Consider the following 11,680-nt stretch of genomic DNA (forward strand, 5'->3'; position numbering starts at 1 on the left):
TCAAAGTCATTGTTCATGTCTGACATTAGCTTGAACCTCCTTAATAATATTATTTGGGGTTGATGCCCCGGCAGTAATACCCACGCTACGAAAAGATTGAAATAGTTCCAAATTCAGGTCGTCAAGTGTCTGTATAAAATATGTGTTCGGACACTCTTTGCTGCAGATTTCATACAGTTTCTGGGTGTTCGAGCTGTGTTTTCCACCTATCACCAACATCGCGTCGGATTGCCTTGCAATAGTACCTGCTTCAGTCTGACGCTCTTCGGTAGCGTTGCAAATTGTATTCATAACAAGTATATCATAACTCTTTTTTTCAAAAATAGCAACCATATCTTTAAATTTCTTGTAATTAAAAGTCGTTTGTGATACAATACACAGCTTTTTTTGTGGATCAGGACGAAAACTTTCCGCCTCATCGACCGTCTCGAGAACTGCCGCGCTGTCCTCGCACCATCCGTTGATGCCCTCCACTTCCGGGTGTGTCCTGCTGCCGATAATGACAATCCGGTATCCTTCCCGGTACTTTTCCTGCACAATGCGGTGTATCTTGCTGACGAATGGACAGGTCGCATCTACGATCTTAATATCATACTTCTCCAACTGCCGGATAACCTTTTCGGATACCCCGTGGGAACGGATGACCACCGTTCCTTCTTTTATATCGGCAAGTTCCTCGAGAGAATGAATCACTCTGACTCCCTTGTCTGCCAGCTCCTGTACCACCTGCTCGTTATGAATGATCGGTCCTAAGGTAAATACCTGCTCACCCTTTTCGATCTCCTGATATACGGTATCAATGGCGCGTTTGACACCAAAGCAGAATCCCGCGCTTTTTGCCACTGTGACTTCCATCGTATTTCCTCCCCGGTTCTTTGCTTCAGACTGTCTTCTCCTGATAGATGCGGATGATCTCGTCAACCACTTGATCGATCGTCATGTCAGAGGAATCCACCAATACAGCGTCCTCTGCCTGACGAAGCGGTGCCACCTCACGGTTCATATCCTGCTCATCCCTCGCAATGATATCCCTCTCGATCTCCTTGATATCGCAGTCAACGCCGCGCTCTGTCTGCTCCTTATATCTTCTTCTTGCGCGCTCCGCTGCACTTGCCGTCAGATAGATCTTGACATCGGCATTCGGAAGGACACAGGTTCCGATATCCCTTCCGTCCATAATGACATTTTCCTTCTCTGCCAGTCCGCGCTGCAGACTCAGAAGCTTCTCACGGACAACCGGATACTTTGATGTGTCAGAAGTCATCATGCTGACCTGTTCGGTACGGATCAGACCATTGACATTCTCCCCGTTTAAGATCACCTGCTGCTCCCCATCCTGATAAACGATAGAAACATCAATATCCGGGCAGGCCGCCGCAATCTTTTCCTCGTCCTGTGCCGCAATATCATGGCGGATAAAATAAAGTGCCATGGAACGGTACATTGCTCCGGTATCTACATAGATAAATGATAATTTTTCTGCCACTTTTCTGGCGATCGTGCTCTTGCCGGCACCAGCCGGTCCGTCGATTGCTATACTTTTCATGTTCATATCCTCACTCTTCTATAAATTACGGCAATCATGCCGTTTATTACTGTATTGAAATGCCTGCAAGGTATCCGGTTGACCAGGCAATCTGCAGATTATATCCTCCGGTCACCGCATCGAGGTCTAACACCTCTCCTGCAAAATAAAGCCCTCTGACCTTTTTGGATTCCATGGTTCCCGGATCTACATCCTTCACGGAAACGCCGCCTCTTGTAACAATCGCCTCCGAGAAGCCGCGCAGCCCGGAAATATGCATTTCCACATTCTTAAGAAGTGCCACCAGCTTTCTTCGCTCCTCCTTGGTCACTTCGTTGACCGGCTTATCCGGTGCAATTCCGGAAAGCTCTACGATGACCGGGATCATCTTGGAAGGAAGCAGCTTATTTAAGCTGTTCTTAAAATAGCTGTTCTTGTTGGCACCAAAGTCCCGTAAGATCCGTTCGTCCAACTGCTTTTCACTGAGTGCCGGCTTCAGATCCAGATGCACCGTAAGGTCATCCTCCGGTTTGGTATAATAACAGCTTGCGGTCAGTACAAGAGGACCGCTGATGCCGAAATGCGTAAATATCATTTCTCCCAGCTCTTCATATAAAATCTTCCTGCCCTTTGTCAGCTTCAGGGAAACATTTTTCAGGGAGAGCCCCTGCATCTGCCGGCAGAAATCCTCTCTGATCTCAAACGGAACAAGCGACGGCATTACGTCCGTCACCTTATGACCAAGCTTTCCTGCAAAACGAAGTCCGTCTCCGGTCGAACCCGTCGACGCATAGGACACACCGCCCGTTGCCGTCACCACGGCATCTGCCACAAGCTCCTTCTTCCTTCCGGAGGCATCCTTTACCTCCACGCCACGACACTGTCCGTCCGTCACCAGAATATCTGTCACGGTTGTATTCAAACAGATCGTGACACCGCGCTTTTTCATTGCCCGCTCCAGCGTTCTTATCACATCGGAGGAATGATCCGACTGTGGAAATACTCTGTTTCCACGTTCTGTTTTGATCTTTAATCCCTCTTCGATAAGAAACTCCATCATCCGGCTGCTGTCAAAAGTATAAAAGGCACTGTACAGAAAACGTGGATTGCGCATCGTATGCTGCAGCAGGTTCTCCACATCGCTGTCGTTGGTGATATTACAGCGTCCCTTTCCGGTGATAAACACCTTTTTGCCAAGCTTTTCATTCTTCTCAAGTAACGTCACTTGATGCCCGGCGTCTGCCGCGGCGATGGCACACATCATTCCGGCTGCACCGCCACCGATAATCATTATCTCACTCATATTCTCATCCATTCCGCTCTTCAAGAGCCTCCAGTGCAAGCCGCAGTGCTTCCCGTGCTGCCTGCCGGCGTACTTCGTTTCTGTCTCCCTTAAAATGACAGTGCGCGCTTTTGACCGCTCCACAGCAGTACACGCCGATATATACCGTTCCTGCCGGCGTTCCGTCCTCTCCGTCATCCGGTCCCGCATAACCTGTCGTAGACAGTGCAAGCGCAGCACCGGAACGGTCAGCTGCTCCCTTTGCCATCTCTTCGGCAACCGGTCCGCTGACAACCGTATATTTGCGGATCGTCTCTGCAGACACCCCGAGATTTTTGATCTTGACCTCATTAGAGTATGTAACATAACCTTCCTCAAAGACCTCAGAGGCACCGGATACACCCACAAGCATAGAGGCGATCATACCGCCTGTGCAGGATTCTGCGGTACTGATATGAAATTGATGCTGTCTTAATTGTTCGATCAGTTGTCTTGTTGTTTCCATTACATATTACCATCCTGCATAACGTTCCAGTTCTTGACCATGTAGTCGATCAGCGAGATGACTGTAAGGATCACTGCCGCATAGATAAATACATTCTCCACAATATTGATCACACTACCCTCAAAATTGAAGATCAAAAGGATCGACATTAACATCTGCACAACCGTCTTGATCTTTCCCCAGTAGCTTGCCGCAATCACAACACCTGCGTCAGATGCTACAAGGCGGAAACCGCTGATGATAAATTCTCTCGACATGATCACGATAACAACCCATGCAGGCATCGGACCGGATGGAATTGCCACGAAACAGATCAGTGCGGAGCAGACCAAAAGCTTGTCTGCCAGCGGATCCATAAATTTACCGAAGTTGGAAACCAGATTGTACTTACGGGCAATCTTGCCGTCTAACATATCTGTCAGGCTCGCCACGATAAAGATGGCTGCCGCAATATAATTATTGTACGGAATCCCCTCCGAGAGCATGAAAAATACAAAAAACGGAATTAAAATCACACGAAACATCGTTATCTTATTTGGTAAGTTCATCTTCGTCTTCCTCCTCTATTACTTCTCCTATCAGATCATATCCCTGCGCCTGCACAATGCGTGCTCTCACATAATCGCCGGTCTCTAAATGCCAGCTTGTCGACAGGAACACAAAGCCGTCCACATCCGGCGCATCCATGTAGCTTCTGCCCACATAGATATCATCGTCCGGAAGATAGCCCTCGATCATCACATCCATCTCCTCGCCGATCCGCGATTCATTGTTTTCAAAGGCGATCTCCTGCTGCATTGCCATAATAATATCTCTGCGTTCTTCCTTTATCTCCTCCGGAATCTGATTCTCCATCTCAGCCGCCGGCGTATCCTCCTCCTGCGAATAGGTAAATACACCGAGACGCTCAAAACGCATCTGCCGGACAAACTCCTTCATCTCCTCGAAATCTTCCTCTGTCTCTCCCGGAAAGCCGGTGATCAGCGTGGTACGAAGCGCAATATCCGGAATCTCTGTACGAAGCTTACCTACCATCCGGGTAAGCTGTGCACGGTCTGTCCGGCGTCCCATTTTCTTAAGGATCGTATCAGCCCCGTGCTGGATCGGAATATCCAGATAATGACACACCTTCGGCAGACGCTTCATCGCATCGATCAATTCATCGGTGATCTCCTCCGGATAACAGTAAAGAATGCGGATCCAGCGAAGCTCCTCCACCTCGGAAAGCTTCTCCAAAAGCTCCGGAAGGCTTTTCCTGCCATACAGATCTGTTCCGTACAGCGTCGTCTCCTGTGCAACAAGGATCAGCTCCTTCACACCGTTCTCCGTCAGATGCCGTGCCTGTTTGATGAGATTGTCCATCGGAACGCTCCGGTAGTGACCGCGCACCTTCGGGATAATACAGTAGGTGCAGCATTTGTCGCAGCCCTCTGCGATCTTCAGATACGCATAGCTTCCGCCGGAGGTATTGTCTCTGTCCGTCAGCGGAGTCGGCAGATAGTCAATACTCCGGATGCTCTCCACAACACCCTTTTCCTCGAGTGCACCGCGAAGTGTCGTTCCCATCTCCTCGTATCCCATCGTGCCGATGATCACATCCACCTCCGGGATCTCGGTCCGGATCTCCTCATGATACCGCTGTGCCAGACAGCCCGCCGCCACAAGAAGGCGGCATTTCCCATCCTCCTTGTACGCTGCCATCTCAAGCAGAGTATTGATGCTCTCCTCCTTGGCATCACCAATGAAACAACAGGTGTTTACCACAATGATCTCTGCATCCTCTTCCCGGTCTGTGATCGTGAATCCATCCTTGCGCAGGGAGGTGATCATCATCTCACTGTCCACCAGATTCTTATCGCAGCCAAGAGACACAAAAAATATATTCATGTTACATTATTCTCCATTTCTCATGTATTCCCGCAATTACTCTACGGATGAAACGCAATTGTTCATCAGCATCGCAATCGTCATCGGACCAACACCGCCCGGTACCGGTGTGATCGCACCTGCTACAGGCTCCACGGAATCAAAATCAACGTCGCCGCAGAGCTTTCCGTCTTCCTTGCGGTGCATTCCGACATCGATGACGGTCGCGCCCTCCTTGACATAATCCGCCGTAATAAACTGGCGTTTTCCGATCGCAACAACAAGAATGTCCGCTCTTCTTGTGACCTCCTTCAGATCCTTTGTATGGGAGTGGCATACGGTCACGGTTCCGTTTTCACGGATCAGTAGCATTGCCATCGGCTTTCCAACGATATTGCTTCGTCCGACAACAACACATTCCCTGCCGTCGATCTCAATGCCGGAGCGCTTGAGAAGCTGAATAATCCCCGCCGGTGTACAGGATACGAAGCCCTTCTGTCCAATGCTTAACAGACCAACGCTCTGCGGATGGAAGCCGTCCACATCCTTCTTGGGTGCGATCGTACGGATCACGGTATCTTCATCAATATGTGCCGGCAGCGGTAGCTGTACCAGAATCCCGTTGACATCCTTTCTGTCATTGAGCTCACGTACCAGTGCTAAAAGCTCCTCCTGAGTTGTCTCCTCCGGCAGCTCATAAGCCAGAGAACGGATGCCGATATAAGCACACGCCTTCTTCTTATTGCCAACATATACGGTAGATGCCGGGTCATTGCCCACCTGGATCACGGCGAGAGTCACCTCAATACCCTGCTCCTTTAACTGTGCTACCTTTTCCTTTAACTCATCCTTGATCTCTCCTGAGATCTTCTTGCCATCGATTAATTTTGCCATGTTTATCCTCTTTTCTATATATGTTCTATACGCGGAATATACTTCCGCCTACAAATTCTCTCATCAGGGAGTTCTTTGGAATCTCCTCTGTGCTGACACCGATAAAATAATCCAGGAACTTCAGAAGGCGTTTTGCTTCCACATATTCCGGCACATCCTTCGGAATGCCAAACAAAATGGATTCCGCATACGGCTTTAATACCGCAAGCTCGTAGATCAGTGCAGAATTAAACATCACATCTGCCTCCTCCTGGAACGGGAAAATATACTGATCCTCTCCGCGCCGTACAGAAGGCCACATGCTGATCGTATGCTTTGCGGATGCTCCTCTTGTCCGTGCATCGCGCACCATACGGCGGATCAGTCTGCCGTCCGTGGTAGAGATCCTGTTATGCTCATCAATATTTAACTGTGTCAGCGCACTGATGTAGATCTTAAACTTACTCTCCTTCGGAAGGGAATACGACATCTTCTCGTTAAGTCCGTGGATTCCCTCAATAACCAGAATGTCATCCGGACCTAACTGCCGGTAGTCTCCGTTGTATTCTCTCTTGCCAAGCAGGAAATTAAACTCCGGAAGCTCTACGCGTTTTCCCTCGAGCAGAGCCGTCATATCCTCATTAAACTGCTTTGTGTCGATCGCCTCAAGGCACTCAAAGTTATAATTGCCATCCTCATCAAGCGGCGTATCCTTGCGATCCTTAAAATAGTTATCCAATGCGATCGTATGCGGCTTTAAGCCATGCGTGCGAAGTTGGATCGACAACCGGTGTGAAAACGAAGTCTTTCCGGAGGAAGACGGTCCTGCGATCATGACGAACTTCTTGCTGTCATCGACAGCGATCTGTTCTGCAATCTCAGCGATCTTCTTCTCCTGCAGCGCCTCCTGCACCAGGATCAGATCCGTGATCCCACCATGGGAGATCACATCATTTAACGCACCGACGGTGTCAACCTCCATCATGCGCCCCCATTCGCTCGCCTCCTGCAGCGTTGCAAAAAGCTTCGGACTCTCTCTGACCGGCGAAACCTCCTCCGGGTTCTTACGTCCCGGCAGACATATCAGAAAGCCCTTGTCATAGGACTTTAATCCGAAATACTTCAGGATACCCGTCGAAGCCGGCATATATCCATAGTAATAATCCTCAAAGCCATCCAGATTATAAATGTTGACCTTGGAAACACGGCGGTATTCAAACAGCTTCTTCTTATCGTGCATGCCGTACTGATCAAAAATATCTACGGCATCTGCAGTGCTGACGGATTTCTTTTGGAATACCAGATCCTTCTGTACAAGCTCATGCATAAAAGCCTCGACTTCTGAAAGCAGCTCATCGGTCACCGCGATTCCCTCTGCCTCACAGTAAATATGATCACCAAGCGTATGCTTGACAAAAACATTTTCAAGTCCCCGGTTCCTTGCAATATGGTAAAAGCTGCGCAGCATAAGCAGCGTCACACCACGCACATACGTTTTATAGCCACTGTCACTCGCTGTTGTCAGGAACGTGATCTCCTCGTCTTTATGAACCTTTTTGTTCAGTTCTAACAGCTTCTCCCCCCGCTTCGCAAGGATAATATCATGCTCATAATTCTGCTGAAAATCCTTTGCGATCTGTAAATATGTAGTTCCCTTTTCGCAGGTTTTTACTTCCCCGTCTACAATTACCTTCACCATAAGTCACCCTTCCTTTCTGTTCCGGCAAAGTGTCCCGGTGCGCTGAACGCATTCCAGCTCCCGGTTCAGTTCTTCCCTCTGTGCCGCTGCCTGCCCGGATAACTGCTTTCCTTCCATACCCTTTAAGATCTTCCGGATCCGCTGCTCTTCTTTTTGCAGATAAGAAAGAAGGCACTCGTCCCCATGCTCCGGCAGATATTGTCCATACATATATTCCAGTTCATCGGAAAATTTCTGTCTGCCGGGCACTGCACGCAGGATCAGATAATATTTTCCCTGATCAAACACCATCTCCTCTCTTTGGATCATAAAACCATGCTCCAGAAGATAATGACGCGTCATCGCCCACTCGGACTGTGGCGACAGCACCAGCTCCTTCGCCCGGGCAGTCACCTCCGGTGAATCCGAAAGGATCTTGCAGATCAGGGCTCCGCCCATCCCGCTGATAAGCAGTGTATCTGCCTCACCGGGCGCAAGCTTTGCGGTTCCGTCAGACAGTCTCGTCTCTATGTCCTCTTCCATGCCATATTCGCGGATATGCTCCTTTGCCCGTTCTAACGGTCCTTCATTAATATCCATAGCGATCACATGCTTTGCAAGCCCCTGTTCGATCAGATAAATTGACGTAAATCCATGGTCACAGCCAATGTCCGCAGCCACACCGCCACATTCCACCTGGTGTGCCACTGTCTGCAGCCGTTTTGACAGCTTGATCAATCGAGATAATCCTTCAGCTTGCGGCTGCGGCTCGGATGTCTGAGCTTCCGAAGTGCCTTTGCCTCGATCTGACGGATACGCTCTCTTGTTACCTCAAACTCGCGTCCTACTTCCTCAAGTGTACGGGAACGTCCATCCTCCAGACCAAAACGAAGCTTAAGTACCTTCTGTTCACGCTCTGTCAATGTGCCAAGCACTTCCTCAAGCTGCTCACGAAGAAGAGTAAATGCTGCTGCCTCTGCGGGTACTGGCACATTCTCATCCTGGATAAAGTCTCCAAGATGACTGTCCTCCTCCTCACCGATCGGTGTCTCTAACGATACCGGTTCAAGAGAGATCTTCTGGATCTCCCGGACACGGTCAACCGGCATATTCATATGTTCTGCGATCTCCTCCGGATACGGTTCTCTTCCAAGCTCCTGCAAAAGCTGTCTCTGTACGCGGACAAACTTGTTGATCGTCTCTACCATATGAACCGGAATACGAATGGTTCTCGCCTGATCTGCGATCGCGCGCGTGATCGCCTGGCGAATCCACCATGTCGCATAGGTACTAAACTTATAGCCCTTCTTATAATCAAACTTCTCCACTGCCTTGATCAGTCCGAGGTTACCCTCCTGGATCAGGTCAAGGAACAGCATTCCACGTCCTACATAACGTTTGGCGATACTTACTACCAGACGAAGGTTTGCCTCCGCAAGCTTCTTCTTGGCTTCGGCATCTCCCTCCTCCATGCGCTTTGCAAGCTCTACCTCTTCATCCGCTGACAGAAGCGGTACCTTTCCGATCTCCTTCAGATACATACGAACCGGATCCTCAATACTGACGCCGTCCGGCACGGACAGATCGATATTTTCAATATCCTCCTCATCACCTTCGCCGCCTGCTTCCATACCAAGAATAATGTCATCATCCACATCGTCCTTATCATCAGAGATCTGGAACACATCAATGCCGTTATTTTCAAGATACTCGATGATCTTTTCCATCTTCTCCTCGTCCAACTCCATATCACCGAAGAAGTTGTTGATCTCCTGATACTCCAATACGTTCTTTTTGGTGTGTGCCAGCTCTTTAAGTGCATTCAGCTTCTCGATGAATTTCACCTCATGGTTCTCGTCCTTTTTGTCCTCGCCAGCTCCCTTTGTCTTGGACTTTGACGTCTTTTTGACAGTTTTCTTTTCACCGTCTGCAGCCGCCTTCTTGGTCTTAGACTCTGCCTTCTTGGTTGTTTTGGTGGTTGTTTTTGTTGTCTTTTTGGTCGTCTTTTTCCCACTATCCACAGAAGTAGTACCTTCAGCAGCTTTTTCGACGGTAGATTTCTTCATGGTTTCCTCCTTAGTCTCTGCCGTTTTTGTTGCCTGCTTTTTCTCTGTTGCCATACGATACCTTCCTTTCTTACCTATAATTTTTCCAATTATTTATGAAATATGCAGATTTACTGCACCTTGCAGCATTTTCTTTTGTTGCACCAGTTTCTGCAGCTCGTTCAGATCCGTGATCTGACCCGCCTGCCGTTCTATGCTGTGTTCCTTGATCTTTAAGATCAGGTCTGTGATCGCCTTTTTCTTTTCATCGTTCTCAATCTTACTGCCAAAGCTTGTCTGGAACATGGACGCTACCTTGTTCTGATCCTCAACCTCTTCGAAATGACCGATGATCCTTGCCGGCTCCAGATCTCCCCGATCCAGCTGATCGTAAAGCTCCTTTGCCACAGTCCGGTAAAGCCCCTCCTCAAAATCCTCCGGTTTGACCCACTCGCGGATCTGCACAAAAAGCTTTGGCTCCTCGATCAGCCAGGACAACAGCAGACGATAGGAATAGCTGATCCCTTCTCTTGTTTCCTTTTTCTTTCCTTTACGGATCCGTTCCTGCTGCCGCTCCTCCATAACCTCCTGATAGCCCGAGGGCATCTGATTGCCGTAACGCACCACAAGCTGTCTTAGATCCTCTGTCTTAATGTTGTACCTTGCCGCCACAGCTTCCAGATAGTTGTCTCTCTGGATCTTATCCTCGAAAATAAGAAGCTTCCTGGCTGTCTCATGGATGAATTTCGTCTTCTGCTCGGGATCGCTCATGGAATAATTCTTCTTGATGACCTCGATCTCGAAGAAAAAGCTGTTCTGTGCTTCCTCCATGCGCTTTTCAAATTCCTCCGCTCCAAGATTCTTAATAAACTCATCCGGATCCTTATAGGGTTCCATGTGGATCACCTTTCCGGTGATCCCCGCCCGGCGCAGCATCGGGATTGCACGCATCGCCGCCTTGATCCCGGCACCGTCACTGTCGTAGGTTAAAAGCACCTCATCGGTGTAGCGCCGGATCAGATTCGCCTGCTGCTCGGTAAATGCCGTTCCAAGAGATGCCACGGCATTGGTAAAGCCCGCCTGATGCAGCGCGATCACATCCATATAACCCTCGCAGAGGATCATATTGCTGCGCTTTCCTCGCTTGGCGTAATTAAGACCAAACAGATTGCGGCTCTTATCGAAGATCTTTGTCTCCGGAGAGTTAAGGTACTTCGGCTTGGCATCTCCCATCACACGACCGCCAAATCCGATGACACGGTTGTTCGCATCCATGATCGGGAACATGACTCTGTTCCAGAACTTGTCATACGCACCACGCTCGTCCATCTTAAATAACCCGGTCTCCTTGAGCACGCTGTCGCTGTAGCCTTCCTTTTTCATGTACTGGTACAGCTCTCCTCCGCCCTGCCCGGCATATCCGAGTCCAAAGTGAAGGATCGTCTCATCGCTCAAGCCTCTCCCTGTCAGATAATCATAGCCGGGCTTTCCTCTCGGCGACTTGAGTAATGCAAAATAATACCGTGCCGCCTTCTTATTGATCTCAAGCAGCGTCTGTCTGAGACTTTCCTGCTGCTTTTGCTGCGCTGTCAGCTCCTGCTTCGGCAGCTCAATGCCGTTCTCCTGTGCCAGCATTTCCATTGCCTCCGGGAAGGTGAGATTCTCATATTCCATCACAAAGGTCAGTACATTGCCCCCCACGCCGCAGCCAAAGCACTTGTACATCTGCCTTGCCGGATTCACATGGAAGGACGGCGTCTTCTCATTATGAAACGGACACAATCCCGTATATCCGCTGCCTGCCCGCTTCAGCCGGACGTACCTGCCGATCACGCTGACAATATCACTGCGCGACCGTACCTCTTCGATCTGTTCTTCGGAATACCACGGCATTGTCTCACCTCTT

The 11,680-nt window shown here is 49.4% G+C and carries 11 protein-coding genes; all 11 read right to left on the reverse strand.

Features of this window, described 5'->3' with window-relative positions; genetic code table 11:
• Positions 1-6 precede the first annotated feature (6 nt).
• The 11 genes from ispH to dnaG are packed head-to-tail and all read right to left on the reverse strand — an operon-like array spanning position 7 to position 11,667.
• The gene (gene ispH / locus ACZLMD_RS02210; protein WP_489495053.1) at positions 7-855 is read right to left on the reverse strand and encodes a 4-hydroxy-3-methylbut-2-enyl diphosphate reductase; all 849 of its coding nucleotides are present in this window, start codon (positions 853-855) and stop codon (positions 7-9) included.
• 25 nt (positions 856-880) lie between these two features.
• Complete coding sequence (gene cmk, locus ACZLMD_RS02215; RefSeq protein ID WP_482522967.1) at positions 881-1,552, reverse strand: (d)CMP kinase; 672 nt, start codon at positions 1,550-1,552, stop codon at positions 881-883.
• Between the two features lie 40 nt (positions 1,553-1,592).
• A complete protein-coding gene (locus ACZLMD_RS02220; RefSeq protein ID WP_455057130.1) occupies positions 1,593-2,828 on the reverse strand; it encodes a BaiN/RdsA family NAD(P)/FAD-dependent oxidoreductase in 1,236 nt (411 codons plus the stop codon).
• Positions 2,829-2,832: 4 nt separating this feature from the next.
• Positions 2,833-3,312 (reverse strand): CinA family protein, encoded by a 480-nt coding sequence (locus tag ACZLMD_RS02225; protein ID WP_022306267.1) that lies wholly within the window; start codon positions 3,310-3,312, stop codon positions 2,833-2,835.
• Positions 3,312-3,860: a CDP-diacylglycerol--glycerol-3-phosphate 3-phosphatidyltransferase gene (pgsA, locus tag ACZLMD_RS02230; protein WP_022306268.1), complete on the reverse strand. Its 549-nt coding sequence runs from the start codon at positions 3,858-3,860 to the stop codon at positions 3,312-3,314. The genes ACZLMD_RS02225 and pgsA overlap by 1 nt, the downstream gene beginning before the upstream one ends.
• Positions 3,844-5,199, reverse strand: coding sequence for a 30S ribosomal protein S12 methylthiotransferase RimO (gene rimO / locus ACZLMD_RS02235; protein WP_482521492.1), 1,356 nt, complete (start codon positions 5,197-5,199; stop codon positions 3,844-3,846). The genes pgsA and rimO overlap by 17 nt, the downstream gene beginning before the upstream one ends.
• A gap of 36 nt (positions 5,200-5,235) precedes the next feature.
• Complete coding sequence (gene folD, locus ACZLMD_RS02240) at positions 5,236-6,072, reverse strand: bifunctional methylenetetrahydrofolate dehydrogenase/methenyltetrahydrofolate cyclohydrolase FolD (RefSeq protein WP_482521493.1); 837 nt, start codon at positions 6,070-6,072, stop codon at positions 5,236-5,238.
• Between the two features lie 25 nt (positions 6,073-6,097).
• Positions 6,098-7,750: a uridine kinase family protein gene (locus tag ACZLMD_RS02245; RefSeq protein WP_455057133.1), complete on the reverse strand. Its 1,653-nt coding sequence runs from the start codon at positions 7,748-7,750 to the stop codon at positions 6,098-6,100.
• 3 nt (positions 7,751-7,753) lie between these two features.
• Positions 7,754-8,467, reverse strand: a complete 714-nt coding sequence (locus ACZLMD_RS02250) for a tRNA (adenine(22)-N(1))-methyltransferase (RefSeq protein WP_489495054.1) — start codon at positions 8,465-8,467, stop codon at positions 7,754-7,756.
• Entirely contained in the window at positions 8,464-9,849 is a 1,386-nt protein-coding gene (gene rpoD / locus ACZLMD_RS02255; RefSeq protein ID WP_455057134.1) for an RNA polymerase sigma factor RpoD, read from the reverse strand. The genes ACZLMD_RS02250 and rpoD overlap by 4 nt, the downstream gene beginning before the upstream one ends.
• A 39-nt stretch (positions 9,850-9,888) precedes the next feature.
• The gene (dnaG, locus tag ACZLMD_RS02260) at positions 9,889-11,667 is read right to left on the reverse strand and encodes a DNA primase (protein WP_489495055.1); all 1,779 of its coding nucleotides are present in this window, start codon (positions 11,665-11,667) and stop codon (positions 9,889-9,891) included.
• Positions 11,668-11,680: the final 13 nt, after the last annotated feature.

The sequence above is a fragment of the Jutongia sp. genome (genome assembly GCF_057878315.1).

Coding starts and splice junctions, on each gene's coding strand:
- ispH (WP_489495053.1), bottom strand. CDS start 855: ATGGAAGTCACAGTGGCAAAAAGCGCGGGATTCTGCTTTGGTGTCAAA.
- ACZLMD_RS02225 (WP_022306267.1), bottom strand. CDS start 3,312: ATGGAAACAACAAGACAACTGATCGAACAATTAAGACAGCATCAATTT.
- cmk (WP_482522967.1), bottom strand. CDS start 1,552: ATGAACATGAAAAGTATAGCAATCGACGGACCGGCTGGTGCCGGCAAG.
- rimO (WP_482521492.1), bottom strand. CDS start 5,199: ATGAATATATTTTTTGTGTCTCTTGGCTGCGATAAGAATCTGGTGGAC.
- dnaG (WP_489495055.1), bottom strand. CDS start 11,667: ATGCCGTGGTATTCCGAAGAACAGATCGAAGAGGTACGGTCGCGCAGT.
- ACZLMD_RS02220 (WP_455057130.1), bottom strand. CDS start 2,828: ATGAGTGAGATAATGATTATCGGTGGCGGTGCAGCCGGAATGATGTGT.
- rpoD (WP_455057134.1), bottom strand. CDS start 9,849: ATGGCAACAGAGAAAAAGCAGGCAACAAAAACGGCAGAGACTAAGGAG.
- ACZLMD_RS02245 (WP_455057133.1), bottom strand. CDS start 7,750: ATGGTGAAGGTAATTGTAGACGGGGAAGTAAAAACCTGCGAAAAGGGA.
- pgsA (WP_022306268.1), bottom strand. CDS start 3,860: ATGAACTTACCAAATAAGATAACGATGTTTCGTGTGATTTTAATTCCG.
- folD (WP_482521493.1), bottom strand. CDS start 6,072: ATGGCAAAATTAATCGATGGCAAGAAGATCTCAGGAGAGATCAAGGAT.